This is a genomic window from Ancylobacter oerskovii (genome assembly GCF_018390555.1).
Classification (GTDB): domain Bacteria; phylum Pseudomonadota; class Alphaproteobacteria; order Rhizobiales; family Xanthobacteraceae; genus Ancylobacter; species Ancylobacter oerskovii.
Window position 1 is genome coordinate 286,272 of the sequence record NZ_JAHBGB010000002.1, and the last position, 19,363, is coordinate 305,634.

Here is a 19,363-nt window from a genome sequence, read left to right on the forward strand (position 1 = left end):
ATAGCTCCATGCAGTCTATGGCCTCTATTTCCAAGAATGGCTCACGACTAGGTTATCGGCTCCGCTGCCGCGCCCGCCGTCGTCTCGGGACGCCGCGCGCCGTCGCACGCCTTGCCAGGGAGTCCCAGCTATGAAGACCACCGGTTACGCCGCCCAGTCCCCCCGGGACGCGCTCGCCCGCTTCGATTTCGAGCGACGCCCCCTGCGCGCCGATGATGTCGCCATGGAGGTGCTCTATTGCGGGGTCTGCCACAGCGACCTGCATCAGGCCCGCAACGACTGGGGCTTCAGCCAATATCCCATCGTGCCCGGGCACGAGATCGTCGGGCGCGTGATCGCCGTCGGCGAGGCCGTCCAGCGCTACGCGATCGGCGACCATGTCGCGGTCGGCTGCATGGTCGACAGCTGCCGGGACTGCGACCAGTGCCGCAAGGGGCTGGAGCAGCTGTGCCGCAAGGGCAATGTCCAGACCTATAACGGCAGGGATCGCTTCACCTGCGAGCCGACCTTTGGCGGCTATTCCAAGCACCTCGTGGTCAGCGAGGCCTTCACGCTGCGCGTGCCGGACGGGCTCGACCTCTCCAAAGCCGCCCCGCTGCTCTGCGCGGGCATCACCACCTATTCGCCGCTGCGCACATGGGGCGTCGGACCCGGCAGCCGCGTCGGGGTGATCGGCCTCGGCGGTCTCGGCCACATGGCGGTGAAGCTGGCCGCGGCCATGGGCGCCGACGTCACGGTGATGAGTCGCACCCCGGAAAAGGAGGCCGACGCGCGGGCGCTGGGCGCAGACCGGCTGCTGGTCTCGAGCGACCCGGAGGCGATGGCGAAGGCGGCCGACAGCTTCGACGTGATCATCGATACCGTTCCGGTGCGGCACGACATCAATCCCTACCTGCCGCTTCTGGACGTGGACGGCACACTGGTGATCGTCGGCCAGCTCGGCCCGCTCGACGAGCCATCCACCTTGCCGCTGCTGCTCGGCCGCCGGCGCATTGCCGGCTCGCCGATCGGCGGCATCGCGGAGACGCAGGAAATGCTGAATTTCTGCGCGAAGACGGGGGTGCTGCCCGATGTCGAGATGATCCGCATCGACGAGATCAACCAGGCCTTCGAGCGGCTCGAACGGGCCGATGTCCGCTACCGCTTCGTCATCGACATGGCGAGCCTGCCGGCCCCGCAGGGCACCGCGGCATAGCCGGAGCCCACCGCGACGGCACCTTCCTTGAAGGCGGCCTCGCGCGGATGCGCTATACGGCGCGGGCGGCGGGCCCATGATCAGCCCGCCGTCGGCCGCCTTCGAGGATGGATATCATGACCCGCGCACCCGACATCGTCATCGTCGGAGCCGGCGCGGCCGGCATCGGCGCCGCCCGCCGCCTGGCGGGGTCGGGCCTTTCCCTGTTGATGATCGAGGCGCTACCGCGCCTCGGCGGGCGCTCCTGGACCCGGCAGGCGGCGGGTGTTCCGCTCGACCTCGGCTGCGAGTGGCTGCATTCCGGCGACCGCAACCCTTGGACCCGCCTCGCCGGGGAAACCGGCTTCACGGTGGACCGTCGCCCGCCGGCATGGGGCGGCCAATATGGCGATCTCGGCTTTTCCGCCGCGGAGCAGGAAGAGGCCGACCACGCCCTCGCCGACTGGAACGCCCGGCTTGCCGCCCTTCGCCCCGCCAGCGACTGCGCCGCCGACGCGCTCGTCCCCGGCGGGCGCTGGAACGCCTATCTGCAGGCCATGAGCGGCTATGTCAGCGGCGACCGGCTGGAGCGCATTTCCGCCACCGACTACACCGCCTATGACGATGCCTCGACCGGCACCAACTGGCGGGTGCGGGAAGGGTACGGCACGCTGATCGCCGGAAGCCTTCCCACGGGAACCGAACTGCGTCTCGCCACCCCGGTCGAGGCGATCACGCTGGAAGGCTCCGGCGTGAAGCTCACGACCCCGGCCGGCACGATCCGGTCCCGCCTGGCGATCCTCACCGTCTCGACGAATGTCCTCGCGGGCGAGGCCATCCGGCTGCCGCCGGCCCTCGATCCGTGGCGCGAGGCCGCCGCCGGCCTGCCGCTCGGGCGCGACGAGAAGCTGTTCCTGGAGATCGTCGGCGACGGGCCTTTCGCGCCCGAGAGCCATGTGATCGGCGACCCGCACGACGCGACGACCGGCGCCTATTACATCCGCCCCTTCGGCTGGCCGGTGATCGAAGGCTTCTTCGGCGGCGAAGGGGCCGAGGCGGTCGCGGCAGCCGGCGCGGATGCCGCGTTCGAGCGCGCCATCGGGGAGATCGTGCGGCTGTTCGGCGCCGATGCGCGGCGCCATCTTCGGCCGCTGATCGCCTCGGACTGGTCGGGCACCCCTTCCATCGGCGGCGCCTACAGCCACGCCCTGCCGGGGCAGGTCGCCGCGCGCGGCCGGCTCGCGCGCCCTTTCGAGGACCGCCTTCTATTTGCCGGCGAAGCAACGCACGCGACCGATTTCTCGACCGCGCACGGCGCCTATGAAAGCGGCTTGCGCGCCGCGGAACAGGCTCTCGCCCTGCTCGGGCGAAAGAGCCGTTCCTAGCGCCGCACGCCTCAGCCCGGAGTGCGGTCCGCCGGGCGCGGGCCGGCGAGATAGGCCTCGTCGGAAACCTTCTCCATCCAGGTCACGACGCTGCCGTCGAGTGCCTCGGCAATGGCGAAATGCGTCATCGCCTCGTCGGCGGTCGCGCCGTGCCAATGGCGGACATGCGGCGGGATCCACACCACGTCGCCGGGACGCACCTCCATGACGGGGCCGCCCTCCTTCTGCACCCAGCCCCGGCCGGAGACGATGAACAGCGTCTGGCCGAGCGGATGCGTGTGCCAGGCGGTGCGCGCGCCGGGCGAGAAGGCGACGGTGGCACCGCCGATCCGTGCCGGCTCGTCGCCACGATAATTGCCGGAAACCCGCACCTCCCCGGTGAAATAGGCGGCGGGACCGGGCGTCCCCTCGCCGGCCGGCGCGGCCCGCACGATGCGCAGCTCCGCCGGCGCGGCACTGGCCGGCGCCTCGGTCGGCGCCTGGGCCTCGCGGCTCGCGAAGACGCGCTGCAGCACCGGCACCGCCGACATGGCCCGCGGCCAGCCGGCATAGAAGGCGATATGCGCCGCCACACCGGCGACCTCGGCGCGGCTCAGCCCGTTGTCCATGGCGCGATTGGCATGGAAGGGAAGCTGCTCCGGCTGGCCGATGGCGATCAGCGCTGCCATGGTGACGAGGCTGCGGTCGCGGGGCGCCAGATCGGGCCGCCGCCACAGATCGCCGAACAGCACGCGATTGGTGAGTTCCGCCAGTTCGGGCGCCGTAGGCGCCACCCCCGCCTCCACCGTGGCCGTCCGGGCCGCCTCGGCGGCGGCCTCGAGCTCGAGACGTGCCGCGTCGCTGTCGGCGACCGGGCCGATCTTCCGCTCGTCGAACACCTTCTTGACCTCGCCCACGGCGGAGATCGCGTTCGGCCAGCCCGAATAGAAGGCGAGCTGGGTGATGAGCTCGCCGAGCTCCGCCGGCGTCACGCCGTTGTCGAGCGCGCGGCGCGCATGGCTGCCGATCTGCGCGACCTTTCCGGTCGAGACCAGCGTCGCCACGGTAACCAGGCTGCGGTCGCGCGGGGCCAGCGTCGCGCCGGGCCATACCTCGCCGAACAGCACGTCGTCGGTGAAATGACCGAGCCCCGGCGCCACCTCATAGACGGCGGGAGGAGCGACCCGCGGATTGCGGCGCTCCTCGGCATCGGCGGCGGTCGCGGCGAGCGCGGAGATCGCCACGGTGGCGGCGATGTTCTTCATGCGAGCCTCTCCTTCTGTCTGTTGGAAGCGCCGGAACGCCGCCGGCCGGACCTCGGCCCGCGGCCGAACCGGAACGGTCCGGCCGGGCCGGCGGGGTCAGAATTCCTGGGCGGTCGGCCGGAACAGGATCTCGTTGACGTCGACCTCCTCCGGCTGGCCGATGGCGAACGCCACCACGCGCGCGAAGCTTTCCGCCGGAATGGCGACGGCCTCGTAGAAATCGCGGATGCCGGCGGCGACGTCGGCCTCGGTGATGCTCTGCGGCAGCTCGGATTCGACCGCGCCGGGCGAGATGATGGTGGTACGGATGTTGTACGGCTTCACCTCCTGGCGCAGCCCTTCCGACAGCATGCGCACCGCCGCCTTGGTCGCGGCATAGACCGCGCCGCCGGAACGCACCTTGTGCCCGGCGACCGAGGAGACGTTGATGATGTGGCCGCTCTTCTGCGCCTTCATAGGCGGCAGGGCGGCGGCGATGCCGTACAGCACGCCCTTGAGATTGACGTCGATCATCCGGTCCCAGTCGGCGATCTTTCCGCGTTCCAGCGGCGAATGCGGCATGAGCCCGGCATTGTTGACGAGCACGTCAAGGCGGCCGTGAGCGGCCACCGCCTGGTCGATGAGGCGCTGCACCTGGCCGGCGTCGGCGACATCCGTCTGGACCACCGCCTGCGGGCCCAGCCCCAGTTCCTGCGCCAGCGCCTGCAATCGGTCGAGACGCCGGGCGCCCAGCACCACCCGCGCGCCACGCGCGGCGAGATGGCGCGCGGTCGCCTCGCCGAGGCCGCTGCTGGCGCCGGTGATGACCACGACCTTGCCGTCGATGTTGTCCGTCATGTTCCTCATCCTTCGAGTGCCGGGCGTGCCGAAGATCGCCGGTCGCTCAGCGGCCGGTGGTCGCCATCAGATGCGCGGGGTAGCGCTCGCCCTCGATGACGATCGCATCGGCCGCCTGCTCGATGCCGGCGAGATCGCCGGCGCTGAGCACGAGATCCGCCGCCGCGACGTTCTCCTGCAGGCGGTGCAGCTTGGTGGTGCCGGGAATCGGCACGATCCAGGGCTTGCGGGCCAGCAGCCAGGCGAGCGCCACCTGCGCCGGGGTGGCCTGCTTCTCGGCGGCGATCGCCTTGAGCAGGTCGACCAGCGCCTGGTTCTTCTCCATGGCCGCCGGGGCGAAGCGCGGCAGGATCCGGCGGAAGTCGTCGTCGGCGAACTGCGTGTCCTTGGACATGGCCCCGGTCAGGAAGCCCTTGCCGAGCGGGCTGTAGGCCACGAGGCCGATGCCGAGCTCCTCGCAGGCCTCGAGGATGCCGTTGCCCTCGGGGCCGCGGGTCCACAGCGAATACTCGTTCTGCAGGGCGGTGACGGGCTGCACCGCATGCGCGCGCCGCACCGTCTGCGCTCCCGGCTCCGACAGGCCGAAATGCTTCACCTTGCCGGCGGCGATGAGGTCCTTGACCGTTCCGGCGACCTCCTCGATCGGCACCTCGGGATCCACCCGGTGCTGGTAGAGCAGGTCGATGACCTCGAGGCCGAGCCGCTTCAGCGAGGCGTCGACCACCTCGCGAATATGCTCGGGCCGGCTGTTCAGCCCGCTCTGCCGGCCGTCGACGATGTTGAAGCCGAACTTGGTGGCGATGACCACCTCGTCGCGCAGCGGCGCCAGCGCCTCGCCGACCACCTCTTCATTGGTGAACGGGCCATAGACCTCGGCGGTATCGAAGAAGGTGACGCCGAGCTCGACCGCCTCGCGGATGAGCCGGACGCTCTCGCGGCGATCGAGGGCCGCCCCGTAGCCGAAATCGAGCCCCATGCAGCCGAAGCCGATCGACGAGACCTCGAGGTCGCTCTTGCCAAGTGTACGTTTCCGCATGATCCGGCTCCCGAATGGCGGCGAAGAGCCGCTGCGCTGCGTCGGGCGGAAAGATAGGCGCGGCGGCGTCTATCGATTAGACGGCAGAACCGGCATGTCGTCATATCGAGGGTTCATGAATGGCCTCGCCCGGATCATGATGCCCGCGTCATCGCGGAGGTATCATCCGGCCACACCAAGCCGGAATTTACCGAACATTAACCATGCCGAGCCGATGCTGGCGCCGGAATCGGCCTCAATCGAGAAGGCTCGGCGGGGTGGGCGAGACGGTCATGCAGAGGACAGCACCGGAGTGGCCGCGCGGATGGACGCGATCCGCGTCCTTCGCCGTGCTTGCGCTTCTCCTTGCCGTGCCGGCGCAGGCGGCCGACATCACCTGCGATCTCACCGCCACGGCGCTGAGCTGCGCCGGCTCGGCCACCGGCACCGATTCGACCGCCATCGGCGAGAGCGCCGAAGCCACGCAGGACGGCACCACCGCCATCGGCCAGGGCAGCAAGGCCTTCGCCAGCAATGCCAGCGCCTTCGGCCAGCTGGCGGTGGCGAACGGCGTATCCTCCACCGCGGTCGGCCAGAACAGCGCCGCCAACGGGGCCTCCTCCACGGCAATAGGCCGCAACGCCGCCGCCAATGCCGACCAGACCACCGCCATCGGCACCGACGCCGCTGCCAATGCGGTGGCGGCCACCGCCATCGGCCAGGCGGCGAGCGCCAACGGGCTGAACGCCACGGCCATCGGCCAGGGCGCCAACGCCAATCTCGACTACACCACCGCGGTCGGCTCCGGCGCCGCCGCGCAGGGTACCAACGCCTCCGCCTTCGGCTATGGCGCCCAGGCCAATGCGGCGGACACCACCGCGCTGGGCCAGGGGGCGAGCGCCGGTGCGGCGCAAGCCACCGCCATCGGCCAGGGTGCCAATGCCAATGGCGTCGGCTCCACGGCGCTCGGGCAGGAAGCGATCGCCAATGGCGCGTCCTCCACCGCCCTCGGCCAGAACGCCACCGCCAATGCCGAAGGCGCCACCGCCGTCGGCACCATCGCCGCCGCCAATGCGGCAAGCTCCACCGCCCTCGGCTGGAACGCCACCGCCAACGGGGTGGGCTCGACGGCGCTCGGGCAAGGGTCCATCGCCGCCTTCGAGGGCTCGACCGCCGTGGGCCAGGGGGCCAATTCCTCGGCCGCCAACGCCACCGCCATCGGCACCGGCGCCAATGCCTCCTATGCCGGCTCGACCGCCATCGGCAGCGGCGCGACGACCACCCGCGCCAACCAGGTCGCGGTCGGCACCGATGCCAGCACCTATACGATGCCGGGCCTCACCTCGGCGGCGAGCCGCGCCGCCCAGTCCGGCGCGGTGCAGGTGGTGACCACCGACGCCTCGGGCAATCTCGCCTCCGCCTCGCTGAACGATCTCTTCAACCTTGACAGCGTCTATCAGGAGATCGATCGCGTGCAGGAAGGCGTCGCCATGGCCCTCGCCATGGACACGCCGAACCTGCCCGCCGGCAAGGACGTCGCGCTCAGCGCCCAATGGGGCACCTTCGGCGGCCAGAACGCCATGGCCTTCTCCGGCATTGCCCGGCTGATGGACGACACGCTGTTCCTCACCGGCGGCGTCGGCTTCGGCCTGCAGGAGGGCACCATCGGCGGCAAGGCCGGGCTGGTGATGGCATGGTGATCCTCCGCGTCGCCCTGCTCGCCCTCGCGGCCGGCGCCGGCCTGGTGCTCGGCTGGCCGGCCCAGACCAGCCAGCCCGCCGGCTTCGCCACCCCGGCGCCCGCCCCGCGGGCCGCCGCCCCCGCCATGGCGATGCCCCCGCTCCCGGGTGCCGTGCAGGACGAGGTGCGGCCGGCACCGGCCCCGCAGATCTCGGCGCCGCAGGTCTCTACGCCGCAGGCCTCCCCGCCGCAGGTCTCGGCACGGCCGGATCCGGCTGTGCAGGTGCCGCCGGCACCGGTGCTGCTCGCCTTGCTGCGCAGCACGCTGGCGGCGGTCAACCAGGCCAATGTCACCGGCAACTACTCGGTGCTGCGCGATCTCGGCGCCCCGGCCTTCCGCGAGAATTACAACGCCGCCCAGCTGGCCGACCAGTTCCGCCCCTGGCGCGACAACGCGCTGGATTTCGCCGCCATCCTGCTGCTCGACGCCAAGCTGTCGCAGCCGCCCGCCATCGACGGCAACGGCCTGCTGCGGCTCAAGGGTTACTTCCCCACCGCACCGCTGCGCATCGGCTTCGACCTCGGCTTCGCGGCCACCGCCGACAATTGGCGGCTGGCGACGATCTCCGTCGATGCCAGCAAATCGGAAGCCGGGCCCGAGGCCGCTCCCCTCGCCCGCCCCGCCGCGCCCGTGCCCGCCCCGGCGAAAATCGCCGCCGGCCACACGCAGCCGCCCGCCGCACCGGCGCCGCGCGCGGCTCCCGGCCAACCGGCGCCGTTCGACATGGGTCCGCTGCGTCGCGCCGGCACCTTGCTGAACTGACGCCGCGCGCCCGGCCTCAGCCCGCCCGGCCGAAGGCGAAGCGGATGCCGAGGTTGAGGCTGGCCGGCAGCACCGACATATGCGTCTCGCCGGGCAGCAGCACGTAATCGGCGCCGAACCCCTTCGCGCCGGCGAGACGCTCGGCCATCAGCCGGGTGTTGTCGACGATGCGGCTGTCCTCGAAGGCCGCGAGGCGCTTGGCCTCGTCCTCGGCGCCGATCTGGAACGGCGCCAGCGCCTGTTCATATTCGCCGACGATCAGCAGCGCCCGGCCGCTCGCCTCGCCGCCTTCGGCGAGGAAGGCCTCGGCCGCCGTCACGATGCCGGCGCCCTCCCACCAGACGGCCGGGCTCACAGAGATCCACCGCGAGAACGCTCGCGGCTTGCGGAACAGCGTGTGCAGCACGAACAGCCCGCCGAAGGAATGGCCGAGGATCGCCTGCCGGGCGGGGTCGACCGGCACGCGGCGGGCGATCTCCGGCTTCAGCTCCTCCTCGATGAAGGCGAGGAAATGGTCGGCGCCGCCGGTGCGCACTTCCGGCCCGTCTGGCGTGAAGGGCGGATAGCTCTGGCCCGGCGGCGGCGCCAGGTCCCAGGAGCGGCGCACCCCGTCATAGGCGCCGTCCACCGGATAGCCGATGCCGACCATCACCCCCCATTCGATGCCGGTGCCCAGCGGCCAGGCGGCCTGCACGCGCATGATGTCGGCGACGGTAGCGGCCATCGCATTGGCGTCGAGATAGTACATCACCGGCCAGCCGCCTTGCGGCGGCTCGCCCGGCGGGCGGTAGAGGAAGATGCGCCAGGGCTCGCCGCCCCCCGCGGGAGCCAGGTCGAAGGTGACGGTATCCGGGATGAAGGCGGCCGACGGGGAAGCGTTCATGGGGCGGTCTGCTTTCGCGACAGGAGCCAGAGGAAGGCGGGCGCGCCGATCATCGAGGCCACGAGGCCGGCGGGCAGTTGCCAGGGGAAGGCGACGACGCGGCCGGCGAAGTCGGCCAGCACCATGACGAGACCGCCGATCAGCGCCGCCCCCGCGAGTTCCGCCAGCGGCCGGCGCAGGCCGAACAGCCGGGCCAGATGCGGCGCGATCAGCCCGACGAAGGACAGCGGGCCGACCAGCAGCGTGGCGAAGGCGGTGGCGAGGGCGGCCAGCATCAGCATCAGCGAGCGGCTGAGCGCCGCCGGCACGCCGAGCGCCCGCGCGCCCGGCTCGCCGAGCGGCAGAATGTCGAGCCAGCGGGCGATGAGCGGCAGGGCCGCGAGCACCGCCAGCGTGGCGACGAGGCTCGACGCCGCGGCCGGCGCGCCCACGCCATAGGTCGAGCCGGTCATCCAGTTGAACAGCAGCGTGGCGCGCGGGTCGCCGCTCGCCATCAGCACGCTCACCAGGCTGTCGAGCAGCGCGCCGGTGGCGATGCCGACGAGGATCACCCGCTCCGGCGCGCCCTTGGCCACCCGCGCCAGCGCCAATATGGCGGCGAGCGCCGCCAGCGCCCCCAGAGAAGCGGCGAGCGTACGTTCCACCCGCCCGATCTCGTCGAACAGGAACAGCGCCGCGACGAGGCCGCAGGCGGCGCCGGCGCTCACCCCCATCACTTCCGGGCTCGCCATCGGGTTGCCGGTCATGCGCTGCAGGATGCCGCCGGCCACCGCCAGCATCACCCCGCCGGCGAAGGCGGCGAGCGCCCGCGGCAGCCGCAGGTCCCACAGCCCACTGTGCGGCCCGGCGAATGTCCAGCCGTCGAGCCCCTGCCCGAGGCTCGCCGAGAGGACCAGCGCCGCCACCAGCACCAGCACCAGGCCGGCGAACAGCGGGGCGACGGCGATGACCGGCCCGCCGATGCGCACCGATATCCCGGCCCCGACATGCGGCGGCAGCTTCAGGCGCGGTACCATCCAGAGGAGCAGCGGCGCCCCGAACATGGCGGTCACCGCGCCGGTGGGCAGCGGCGTGCCGAACTGCGACGACAGGAGCTGGACGCCCTGGTCGGTCAGCCACAGCAGGCTCGCCCCTACCAGCGTCGAGAAGAGGAGCCGGGAGCCGATCCGGCGCGCACCGCTGAACTGCGCCAGCACCGGCGCGGCGAGTCCGAGAAAGCCGATCACCCCGACGCTCGCCACCACCAGCACGGTGAGCGCCACCGCCACAAGCAGCGCGGCGAAACGGGCCGCGGCGAGGCCGAGGCCGAGGCTGCGGGCCACGCCGTCGTCCAGGTCGATCAGCGTCAGCGGCCGCACCAGCAGCGCCGCGCAGGCGATGGCGAGCGCGAGGCGGGGCGCGAGGAAGACCGGTTCCGACCAGTCCTGCAGGCTCAGCGAGCCGGCTCCCCACAGGAACAGCCCGGAAAGATAATGATTGTTGAAGAGGAACAGCAGCGCGGAAAAGGCGGCGCCGGCGAGGCTGGTGACCATGCCCGCCAGGATCACCACCAGCGGCGCGAAGCCGCTGCGCCGCGAGAGCAGCAGCACCATGCCGATGGCGGCCAGCCCGCCGCCGAGCGCCACCCATTCGCGGCCGAAGCCGATCAGGCCCGGCGCCCAGCTCAGCGTCACCGCCAGCGCCACCGTGGCACCCGCCTCGATGCCGAGCGTGGTGGGCGAGGCGATGGGGTTGCGCAGCACCACCTGCAGCATCGCGCCGGCGAGCCCCAGCGCCGCGCCGGCCAGCAGGCTCACCGCCAGCCGCGGCGCATAGGCGAAGGCGACGAACATCTGCGCCGGATCGTCGGCATCGGGCGCGATCAGCGCGGCCCACCAGCCGCCGGCCGGCAGATGCCGCGCCAGATTGACCAGGGTCAGCACCAGCGCCGCGCCGGCCAGCAGCGCGACCAGCCGCGCGGGCCCCGGCCTCGCCCGGCGGGCGGCACGCGCGGTCGCGACGCGTTCAGCCATGCGCGGTCTCTCCGGCCAGCACCCGTGCCAGCTCGCGCGCGAAGCGCATCGCCGAGGGCAGCATGCCGAACATCAGCGCCGCCGGCATGCGATCCACGCGCCCCGCCCGCACGAAGGGCAGGCTGTTCCACAGCGGGCTGGCGGCAAGCCGGTCGAGCGTGTCGGGGGCGATGGGCTCGAGATAGACGAGCCGGCTCGCCGACGCCCCCACCAGCGCCTCGATGCCCATGGTGCTGAAGCCCCAGTAATTGCCCGGCTGTGCCCAGCCATTGACGAGGCCGGTGCGCTCGATCACGTCGCCGAACAGGCCGCCGGGGCCGTAGACGCGCACATGTCGGGTGTCGAGAAACTGGACGATCAGCACCGGCCGGCCCTTGGCGCCGCTCGCGGCGAAGGCCCGCCCCGCCGCCTGCAGGGTCGCTTCCGCCCGGGCGATCAGCGCCTCGCCTTCGGCGACGCGGCCGACGGCGGCGGCAAGCTGCCGGGTGCCGGCGACGCTGCGGTCATAGGGGTGCCCCACCGGCGGCGCATAGACGGAGATCTCGTGCGTCGGCGCGCACGCCTCCAGCAACGGACGGACGCCGGCGAGATAGGGCGTGGTGACGATCAGATCCGGCTTCAGGGCGGCCAGCAATTCGAGGTTCGGCTCGAGATCGGCGCCGAGATTGACGAGGCCGGGCGGCAGCGCCGGCTCGACCACCCAATCCCCCCATATGCCGGGATTGGGAAGGGCAAGCGGCGGCACGCCGATCTCGATGAGGGTCTCGGCGAGGCCGAAATCCATCGAGACGACGCGCGGAAGCCGGGCCGGCGCCCCGCCCGCCGCCGCACCGGCAAGCGGCCCGGTGGCGAGCGGGGCGAGAGGAAGCGAGGCCAGCCCGCCGAGCAGCGCGGCCCGGCGGGACAGGAGCGGCGATCCGCTCACCAGCGGTACTTCAGGCCGGCGATGACGGTGCGCGGCGCACCGAGATAGCAGTAGCCGGCGTCGCAGGTGACGTATTCCTCGTCGAGCAGGTTCTGCGCGTTGATCTGCGCGCTCCAGCCCTTGAGCTTCGGGTTGAGGTACTCGAAGTCGTAGCTCAGCTTGGCGTCGACGAGGGTGTAGGCGTCGTTCTCGAAGCTGTTGAGCGAGTCGCCCCAGGTGGCGCCGGTGTAGCGCACGCCGGCACCGATCCCGAGACCGGCGAGCTTCGAGCCGGGCTGGAACTGGTAATCCGCCCAGATGGCGAAGGCATTCTGCGGCTGGCCGGAAGGCGCTAGGCCGATGGTGGTCGGGTCGCCGGCGACATTGGTCAGGTCGAGATAGGTATAGGCGCCGCGCACCTTGAGCCCGGCACCGAGATTGGCGACCGCCTCCAGTTCGAAGCCGCGCGCGCGCACCTCGCCGGTCTGCACCTGGAAGAGCGGGTTGGTGTCGTCAGTGACCAGCCCATTCTCCTGGTTGATCTGGAACACCGCGGCGGTGAAGTAGCCGTCGAAGCCGGTGGGCGCGTATTTCACGCCCGCCTCGATCTGCTTGGAGGTGGTCGGCGAGAAGGCGTCGCCGTTGACGTCGACGCCGAGATTGGGCGCGAAGGAGGTCGAATAGGTGACGTAGGGCGCGATGCCGTTGTCGAACACATAGGTCAGGCCGACGCGGCCGGTGAACTCGCTGTCGTCCGTATTCTCCGACGTGCCGTTCAGCAGGTCGTCGTCCTTGCTGTCGACCCAGTCCTGCCGGCCGGTCAGGGTCAGGATCCAGCGGTCGAACTTGGCCTGCTCCTGAATATAGAGGCCGGTCTGGTTCTGCGTCTGCTTGTAGCGGGAATAGTTGAACCCGGGATCGTAGGTCGGACCGAGCGGCTGCCCGGTGTTGAAGTCGAAATCGGCCGCCGTGCCGAAGCCGATGCCGCCATCCAGCGACAGATAGGTGTAGTCGAGGCCGAACAGCAGCTTGTGCTCGACGGCGCCGGTCACGAAGTCGGCCTGCACCTGGTTGTCGACGGCGAAGCTGTCGAGGATGTCGTGCACATAGCCGGTGCCGCGCGTGCCGATATTGGTGTCCGGGTCGATGCCGTACAGGCTGGTGTAGCGCACCGTGGTATCGGCGTTGCCGTAGCGCAGGTTCTGGCGGAAGGTGAAGACGTCGTTGAACTCGTGTTCGGCCGAATAGCCGATGCGCCACTGCTCCTGCGGCTGGCTGTTATAGTCGCCCGGAGAGCGGCTGAAGGTCTCCGTGCCGGTGCCGTCCCAGCCATAGAAGGGCAGCGAGGCCGGGGTCTCCGACTTCTGGTATTCGCCGAGGAAGGTGATCTTGGTCTGGTCGTTCGGCTTCCAGGTCAGCGCCGGGGCGATATAGGTCATGTCGTTGACCCCGCCGCCGAGCGTGTTCGGCGAGTCGGCGTCGCGCAGCAGGCCGGTCAGGCGGTAGAGCAGCGTGCCGTCCTTGTCGAGCGGCCCGCCAATGTCGAACTGCCCCTGCAGCCAGTCGTAATTGCCGGCCTGCAGCTCGATCTCGCCGAAGGCTTCCTCGGTCGGGCGCTTGGAGGTGACGTCGACCAGGCCGCCCGGCGAGCCGAGGCCGTACAGCGCCGAAGACGGGCCGCGCAGCACGGTGATGTTCTCGACGCCATAGGGCTCGATCTTGAACACCGACATGTTGGCGCCCGGCCAGCGCAGGCCGTCGCGGTAGATGCCGTTATAGGTGGTGTCGAAGCCGCGGATGGTAAAGACGTCGAAGCGCGGGTCGTAGCCGCTCTGGCCGGTGCGCACGCCGGGGGTGTAGGCCACCGCCTCGGTCAGCGTCTGCACGTTGCGATCGTCGAGTTCCTGGCGGGTGATCACCGAGACCGATTGCGGCGTCTCGAGCAGCGGCGTGTCGGTCTTGGTGCCGGCGGTGCTGCGGGTGGCGACATAGCCGACCGTGCCGTCGCCCGAGCCCTGCACGGCGATGGTGTCGAGCTCGATGCCGACGGTCTCGCCGGAGCTCGCCGTCGAGGCGGCGGGATCGACGATGGTCACGCGGTTCGGCGCGGTGAAGCGATAGGTCAGGCCGGTGCCGCGCAGCAGCGCGTCCAGCGCCTGCGGCGGGCTCATGGTGCCGGAGACGGCGGAGGAGCGCCGGCCGCCGAACTTGGCGGTGTCGAAGAACACCCGCACCCCCGCCTTCTGGGCGAAGGAGAGCACCGCGCCGTTGAGGTCCTGCGCGGGGATGTCGAAGGCGATCCGGGCGGGGGCGACGCTCGCCGTCGCCTGTGCCTGCGCATGGGCGGCCGGCGCCGAGGCGCCGAGGGCCGCCGCCATCAATCCGAGGGCCAGGGCATGGCGCGCCGTACCGCCGAGATAGTGCCGCCGCAGGCGCCGCGCGCCGCTCATCCCCCGAAGCCTCATGGATCGTCCTTCCTTCATTTCATCTCGCGCGCATGGCACGGCGGCGGCTCGCGCCGGCCTGCAGGAAGGAAGACAACTCACGCGCCCGTGACCGTAAAAATTTTTGCGATTTTGCGACGATTTTCAGTAAAGCACGGTGATCAGGGGATAAATCGACCGCGATCCGATGCCGAGCTCGGTGGTGATGGTGTCGATGGCGTCGTCCAGATCGCGGGTCGGGAACACGCCGCTCACCCGGCGCTGCGCCAGGGCGCTGTCGAGGATGACGATGCGCCCGCGCCGGTAGCGGTTGAGCGTCTCGACCACGCGGCCGAGGCGGGCCCCGTCGAACACCAGCAGTCCCCGCCGCCAGGCCGTCGCCGTCTCGACGTCGCGGCTGTGCACGCGGCCGAGGCCGCCGTCGCGCCGGTAGCGCACCTCCTGCCCCGGCGACAGCACCACACCGCGCCCTGCCCCGGTCGCCACCTCCACCTGATGCTCGACGGCGAGCACCTCGGCATCGGTCCCGTTCTCCTCGATCACGAATTTGGTGCCGAGGGCGGTGGTGGTGCCGCCGGCCGCCTCGGCGACGAACGGGCGGCTCTCCTCCCCCGCGCGCGGCGCCACCGAGAAGAACCCCTCGCCGGCCAGCAGCCGCACCCGGCGCTCGCCCTCGCTGTAGTCCAGCGCGATCGCGCTGGACGGGCCGAGCTCCACCACGCTGCCATCCGGCAGCGAGACCGTGCGCAGCTCGCCCGGCGCGGTGCGGTAGTCGGCGGCGACCAGCAGCCAGGGATCGCCGAGCTGGAAACGGGCGATGCCGGCGGCGAGCGCCAGCAGTCCCACCACCGCCCCGATCCGCACCGCCTTGCGCGCGGCGGAGACCTGTCGTCCCTGCCGTCCCGGCCGCACCACCGCGCGCAGCGGGCCGGGGTCGCGGCGCAGCGCGCCGAGCTCGCGCCAGGTCGCGCTGGCCTCCTCGAAGGCCGCCCGGTGCTCGGGATCCTCGCCCAGCCAGGCGCGCAGGGCGCCCGTCTCCCGCTCGCTCAGCGGCGCTCCATCGAGGCGCGCCACCCATTCGGCGGCCCGCAGCTCGATCTCTTCCGCCTGTTGCCCGCTGTCGCCCACTGCTCATTCCATGAAATGCCGCACCCGCCCTATACGACAACCGAGGCGGGGCATGACCGTAAAAATCGCCTCAGCGCGCGCGCAGGCGCCGCGTCATATGGGCGATGGCCATGGCAAGGTGCTTCTGCACCGCGCTCTCGGAAAGGCCGAGATGCCGGGCGACCTCGGCGTGGGTCAGGTTGTCGATGCGGTTCAGCACGAAGATTTCCTGCGTGCGCCGCGGCAGCTCCTGCACCATCAGATAGATGCGCTCGAGCTGCAGGCGGGAATCGACCGCCTCCTCCGGCGAGGGCTGGTCGGCGGCAATCTCGCCGAACGCCTCCGGCGCCACCACATCGGTGCGCCGGCGGGCTTCCTGCTTCAGATGGTTCAGCAGCAGGTTGCGGGCGACGGTGTAGAGATAGGCGCGGATGTCCTGGACACGGGTTTCCGGCCGCTCGATGACGCGCACGAACGTGTCCTGCACGAGGTCGTTCGCCATGTGCTGGTCGCCCAGCCGGCGATTGAGGTACCGCTTCAGCTCGGTCCCATGCGCCGAGAAGACGAGCGACAGGTCTGGCTGCATGCGCGGGCGATCCACCATCGGCCTCAAGAGGACATGAGGGGATTTAGCATGCACGGATATGGAACGTAAGCTCAGGGAGAATATTTGGAATTACTATAACTTGTCGGCTCGGCGCCTAAGTTGCGCCACCCCTCTTCTAGACTGTGCCGGACGCCGTAATTCGATGCCTCCATTTTGAGCGGAGCGCATGCGGGCCAACGCCCCCACCTCCTGCGACCGGCCTGTCCACCGGTCACGGAGTGGTGATTAGATGATGCTCGTCATGAAGCCTAGCCTTTTACCGGGAGCGTAGAGGCGACGGCCGCCGGCCGGGAAATTCGGCGGCGCGCGCTCGCGCGTCCTCATCCCCAATGGAGAGGGCGAAGATGAAATTCACACTCAATGGATCCGAACGCACCATCGAGGCCGATGGCGACATGCCGCTCTTGTGGGCCCTGCGTGACGTCGTCGGGCTGACCGGCACCAAGTTCGGCTGCGGCGCGGCGCTGTGCGGCGCCTGCACCGTGCATGTCGACGGCACGCCGGTACGCTCGTGCCAGACGGCGCTGTCCGATGTCGAGGGCAAGAGCGTCACCACCATCGAGGGCGTCGGCGGCGAGGTCGGCACCGCCGTCGTCGCGGCCTGGCGCAAGCTCGACGTGGTGCAGTGCGGCTACTGCCAGTCCGGCCAGATCATGTCCGCCGTCGGCCTGCTCAGCGAGAACCGCAAGCCGACCGACGAGGACATCGACGCCGCCATGGACGGCAATGTCTGCCGCTGCGCCACCTATCAGCGCATCCGCGCCGCCATCCACGAAGCCGCCTCCAACCTCGCGTGAGCGCCATGCACATCATCAAGCCTGCCGACTATGCCCGGATGCTTGAGCGCCTCGCTCCGGCCGCCGCGCGCGACACCGCCCTTGCCGCCCCCTCGCGCCGCGGCTTCCTCAAGGCCGCGGCGGCCGTCTCCGGCGCTCTGGTCATCGGGGTGCGGCTCGGCCCGTCCGAGGCGCTTGCCGCCGCGCCGACCGACGGCCCGATGCCGAACGCCTTCGTGAAGATCGCGCCCGACAACACCGTCACCGTGCTGATCAAGCACCTCGACATGGGCCAGGGCGTCACCACCGGGCTCACCACCCTCGTCGCCGAGGAACTGGACGCCGACTGGGGCCAGATGCGCGCCGCCTTCGCGCCGGCCGACGCCCAGCTCTACAACAACCTGCTCTTCGGGCCGGTGCAGGGCACCGGCGGCTCCACCTCGGTCGCCAACAGCTGGGAACAGCTGCGCAAGGCCGGCGCCGCCGCCCGCCAGATGCTGGTCGCCGCCGCCGCCGAGCAATGGGGCGTGCCGGCCGACAGCGTCACCGTCGAGAAGGGCACGCTGAAGAGCGGCAGCCACAGCGGCAATTTCGGCGCGTTCGCCGAGGCGGCCGCCCGCCAGCCGATCCCCAAGGACGTGAAGCTGAAGGACCCGAAGGACTTCAAGCTGATCGGCACGCGCCTGCCCCGCCTCGATTCCGCCGACAAGACGGATGGCAAGGCGGTCTATGCGCTCGACATCCGCGTCCCCGGCATGCTCACCGCCGTCATCCGGCGCCCGGACCGCTTCGGCGCCACGGTGAAGTCCTTCGACGCCGCCGCCGCCAGGAAGGTGCCGGGCGTGGTCGACGTGGTGGCGGTGCCGGCCGGCGTCGCCGTGCTGGCTGACAACACCTGGGCCGCGATCCGGGGCCGCGAGGCGCTCGCCGCCATCGAATGGGACGAGAGCCAGGCGGAGAACCGCGGCACCGCCGAATTGCTGGAGGAGTACAAGGCGCTCGCCGGCACCCCCGGCCTCAAGGCGGCGCGGCGGGGCGACGCGAGCGCCGGCCTCGCCGGCGCGGCCAAGACCATCGAGAGCGAGTTCGCCTTCCCCTATCTCGCCCATGCGCCGATGGAGCCGCTGAACTGCGTCATCGAGAAGACCGCCGACGGCGTCACCATCCATGCCGGCTCGCAGTTCCAGACCGTGGAGCAGGCGGTCACCGCCGGCATCCTCGGCCTCAAGCCGGAGCAGGTGAAGATCGAGACGGTATGGGCCGGCGGCTCCTTCGGCCGCCGCGCCAACCCGCCGGCCGACTACATCGCCGAGGCCGCCACCATCCTCAAGGCCATTGACGGGCGCGCGCCGGTGCACCTCGTCTGGACCCGCGAGGACGACATCAAGGGCGGCTATTACCGGCCGCTCTTCTACCACAAGGTCCGCGCCGGGCTGACGGCGGACGGCAAGGTCGCCGGCTGGGAGCAGAGCATCGTCGGCCAGTCCTTCATCACCGGCACGCCGTTCGAGGCCTTCATCATTAAGGAAGGCGTGGACGGCACCTCGGTGGAAGGCGCCTCCGACACCAACTACGCCATCGGCAACTTCGCCGTGGACCTGCACTCGCCGAAGGTGAAGGTGCCCACCCTGTGGTGGCGGTCGGTCGGCCACACCCACACCGCCCATGTGGTGGAGGTGACGATCGACGAACTCGCCCGCGCCGCCGGCCGCGACCCGGTGGAGTTCCGGCTCGAACTGCTCAAGGACAAGCCGCGCCACACCGCGGTGCTGAAGCTGCTGGCCGAGAAGGCGAACTGGGGGCCGAAGCCCGGCACCGGCAAGGGTCGCGGCCTCGCCTTGCACGAGAGCTTCAACACCGTGGTCGGCAGCGTGATCGACATCTCCATCGTCAACGGCCAGGTCAAGGTCGACAAGGTGGTGTGTGCCGTCGATTGCGGCATCGCGGTCAACCCGGACGTCATCGCCGCGCAGATCGAGGGCGGCGTCGGCTTCGGGCTGGGCGCGGCGCTGCATGACGAGATCACCATGGACAAGGGCGTGGTGGAGCAGTCCAACTTCGACGGCTACGTGCCGCTGCGGATGTCGGAGATGCCGAAGGTGGAGGTGCACATCCTGCCCTCGGCCAACCCGCCGACCGGCATCGGCGAGCCGGGCGTGCCGGGCGTCGCCCCGGCGCTGTCCAACGCCATCTTCGACGCCACCGGCCAGCGGCTGCGCTCGCTGCCGTTCCGGCTGGAAGACTTCAAGGCCTGATCGGCCCCGGGGGACGGCCGGCACCCACCGGCCGTCCCCCGCCAGCCGCTCGCTTGCCGGCCTCTCCGCGTCGCGCGTCCTTTCCGTCTATTTTCGAACGATACAAAGCTGACACTGGCGTTTTCCGGGAGGAACCGCTATGTCGGATTCTCGCGCTTGGGGGCGACGGACTAACGCGATGAAATGCCGAGGCTTATCCCCGGCGGAGTGAGAGACG

15 protein-coding genes are annotated in these 19,363 nt (G+C 70.8%); 6 read left to right on the plus strand and 9 right to left on the minus strand.

What is annotated here, in order from left to right; translation table 11 throughout:
* Nucleotides 1-130 precede the first annotated feature (130 nt).
* Together KHC19_RS01615 and KHC19_RS01620 are read left to right on the plus strand one after the other, a co-directional pair.
* Nucleotides 131-1,195 carry an NAD(P)-dependent alcohol dehydrogenase gene (locus KHC19_RS01615; RefSeq protein ID WP_213350269.1) on the plus strand — a complete coding sequence of 355 codons (1,065 nt, stop codon included), beginning with the start codon at nt 131-133 and terminating at the stop codon, nt 1,193-1,195.
* 116 nt (nt 1,196-1,311) lie between these two features.
* The gene (locus tag KHC19_RS01620; RefSeq protein WP_213350270.1) at nt 1,312-2,559 is read left to right on the plus strand and encodes a flavin monoamine oxidase family protein; all 1,248 of its coding nucleotides are present in this window, start codon (nt 1,312-1,314) and stop codon (nt 2,557-2,559) included.
* Nucleotides 2,560-2,570: 11 nt separating this feature from the next.
* On the opposite strand, the gene KHC19_RS01625 is transcribed toward KHC19_RS01620, so the two are convergent.
* The 3 genes from KHC19_RS01625 to KHC19_RS01635 form a co-directional block, all read right to left on the minus strand.
* On the minus strand, nt 2,571-3,803 hold the full coding sequence (locus KHC19_RS01625; protein WP_213350271.1) for a (R)-mandelonitrile lyase: 1,233 nt from the start codon (nt 3,801-3,803) through the stop codon (nt 2,571-2,573).
* 96 nt (nt 3,804-3,899) lie between these two features.
* Entirely contained in the window at nt 3,900-4,640 is a 741-nt protein-coding gene (locus tag KHC19_RS01630; protein ID WP_213350272.1) for an SDR family oxidoreductase, read from the minus strand.
* Between the two features lie 46 nt (nt 4,641-4,686).
* Complete coding sequence (locus KHC19_RS01635) at nt 4,687-5,676, minus strand: aldo/keto reductase (RefSeq protein WP_213350273.1); 990 nt, start codon at nt 5,674-5,676, stop codon at nt 4,687-4,689.
* A gap of 272 nt (nt 5,677-5,948) precedes the next feature.
* On the opposite strand from KHC19_RS01635, the gene KHC19_RS26120 reads away from it, so the two are divergent.
* Both KHC19_RS26120 and KHC19_RS01645 read left to right on the plus strand, forming a co-directional pair.
* The gene (locus KHC19_RS26120) at nt 5,949-7,355 is read left to right on the plus strand and encodes a hypothetical protein (protein ID WP_213350274.1); all 1,407 of its coding nucleotides are present in this window, start codon (nt 5,949-5,951) and stop codon (nt 7,353-7,355) included.
* The gene (locus tag KHC19_RS01645) at nt 7,349-8,158 is read left to right on the plus strand and encodes a hypothetical protein (protein WP_213350275.1); all 810 of its coding nucleotides are present in this window, start codon (nt 7,349-7,351) and stop codon (nt 8,156-8,158) included. The genes KHC19_RS26120 and KHC19_RS01645 overlap by 7 nt, the downstream gene beginning before the upstream one ends.
* A 16-nt stretch (nt 8,159-8,174) precedes the next feature.
* Here KHC19_RS01645 and KHC19_RS01650 read toward each other — a convergent pair whose 3' ends face one another.
* From KHC19_RS01650 to KHC19_RS01675, 6 genes are all read right to left on the minus strand, one after another.
* On the minus strand, nt 8,175-9,041 hold the full coding sequence (locus KHC19_RS01650; protein WP_213350276.1) for an alpha/beta hydrolase: 867 nt from the start codon (nt 9,039-9,041) through the stop codon (nt 8,175-8,177).
* Nucleotides 9,038-11,053 carry a Fe(3+)-hydroxamate ABC transporter permease FhuB gene (fhuB, locus tag KHC19_RS01655; protein WP_213350277.1) on the minus strand — a complete coding sequence of 672 codons (2,016 nt, stop codon included), beginning with the start codon at nt 11,051-11,053 and terminating at the stop codon, nt 9,038-9,040. Before fhuB ends, KHC19_RS01650 begins: the two co-directional genes overlap by 4 nt.
* On the minus strand, nt 11,046-11,978 hold the full coding sequence (locus KHC19_RS01660; protein WP_343207632.1) for an iron-siderophore ABC transporter substrate-binding protein: 933 nt from the start codon (nt 11,976-11,978) through the stop codon (nt 11,046-11,048). The genes fhuB and KHC19_RS01660 overlap by 8 nt, the downstream gene beginning before the upstream one ends.
* On the minus strand, nt 11,975-14,422 hold the full coding sequence (locus KHC19_RS01665) for a TonB-dependent siderophore receptor (protein WP_246548088.1): 2,448 nt from the start codon (nt 14,420-14,422) through the stop codon (nt 11,975-11,977). Before KHC19_RS01665 ends, KHC19_RS01660 begins: the two co-directional genes overlap by 4 nt.
* Nucleotides 14,423-14,545: 123 nt before the next feature.
* Nucleotides 14,546-15,529, minus strand: coding sequence for a FecR family protein (locus KHC19_RS01670; RefSeq protein WP_213350278.1), 984 nt, complete (start codon nt 15,527-15,529; stop codon nt 14,546-14,548).
* 70 nt (nt 15,530-15,599) lie between these two features.
* Nucleotides 15,600-16,094 carry an RNA polymerase sigma factor gene (locus KHC19_RS01675; RefSeq protein WP_213350279.1) on the minus strand — a complete coding sequence of 165 codons (495 nt, stop codon included), beginning with the start codon at nt 16,092-16,094 and terminating at the stop codon, nt 15,600-15,602.
* A 365-nt stretch (nt 16,095-16,459) separates the two neighbouring features.
* On the opposite strand from KHC19_RS01675, the gene KHC19_RS01680 reads away from it, so the two are divergent.
* Nucleotides 16,460-16,912 carry a (2Fe-2S)-binding protein gene (locus KHC19_RS01680; protein ID WP_213350280.1) on the plus strand — a complete coding sequence of 151 codons (453 nt, stop codon included), beginning with the start codon at nt 16,460-16,462 and terminating at the stop codon, nt 16,910-16,912.
* Nucleotides 16,913-16,917: 5 nt separating this feature from the next.
* Nucleotides 16,918-19,146 carry a xanthine dehydrogenase family protein molybdopterin-binding subunit gene (locus KHC19_RS01685; protein ID WP_213350281.1) on the plus strand — a complete coding sequence of 743 codons (2,229 nt, stop codon included), beginning with the start codon at nt 16,918-16,920 and terminating at the stop codon, nt 19,144-19,146.
* Nucleotides 19,147-19,363 lie beyond the last annotated feature (217 nt).

Excerpts from the sequence above, each read along its gene's own strand:
- KHC19_RS01615 (WP_213350269.1), top strand. The coding sequence starts at position 131 with ATGAAGACCACCGGTTACGCCGCCCAGTCCCCCCGGGACGCGCTCGCC.
- KHC19_RS01620 (WP_213350270.1), top strand. The coding sequence starts at position 1,312 with ATGACCCGCGCACCCGACATCGTCATCGTCGGAGCCGGCGCGGCCGGC.
- KHC19_RS01625 (WP_213350271.1), bottom strand. The coding sequence starts at position 3,803 with ATGAAGAACATCGCCGCCACCGTGGCGATCTCCGCGCTCGCCGCGACC.
- KHC19_RS01630 (WP_213350272.1), bottom strand. The coding sequence starts at position 4,640 with ATGACGGACAACATCGACGGCAAGGTCGTGGTCATCACCGGCGCCAGC.
- KHC19_RS01635 (WP_213350273.1), bottom strand. The coding sequence starts at position 5,676 with ATGCGGAAACGTACACTTGGCAAGAGCGACCTCGAGGTCTCGTCGATC.
- KHC19_RS26120 (WP_213350274.1), top strand. The coding sequence starts at position 5,949 with ATGCAGAGGACAGCACCGGAGTGGCCGCGCGGATGGACGCGATCCGCG.
- KHC19_RS01645 (WP_213350275.1), top strand. The coding sequence starts at position 7,349 with ATGGTGATCCTCCGCGTCGCCCTGCTCGCCCTCGCGGCCGGCGCCGGC.
- KHC19_RS01650 (WP_213350276.1), bottom strand. The coding sequence starts at position 9,041 with ATGAACGCTTCCCCGTCGGCCGCCTTCATCCCGGATACCGTCACCTTC.
- fhuB (WP_213350277.1), bottom strand. The coding sequence starts at position 11,053 with ATGGCTGAACGCGTCGCGACCGCGCGTGCCGCCCGCCGGGCGAGGCCG.
- KHC19_RS01665 (WP_246548088.1), bottom strand. The coding sequence starts at position 14,422 with ATGAGGCTTCGGGGGATGAGCGGCGCGCGGCGCCTGCGGCGGCACTAT.
- KHC19_RS01675 (WP_213350279.1), bottom strand. The coding sequence starts at position 16,094 with ATGCAGCCAGACCTGTCGCTCGTCTTCTCGGCGCATGGGACCGAGCTG.
- KHC19_RS01680 (WP_213350280.1), top strand. The coding sequence starts at position 16,460 with ATGAAATTCACACTCAATGGATCCGAACGCACCATCGAGGCCGATGGC.
- KHC19_RS01685 (WP_213350281.1), top strand. The coding sequence starts at position 16,918 with ATGCACATCATCAAGCCTGCCGACTATGCCCGGATGCTTGAGCGCCTC.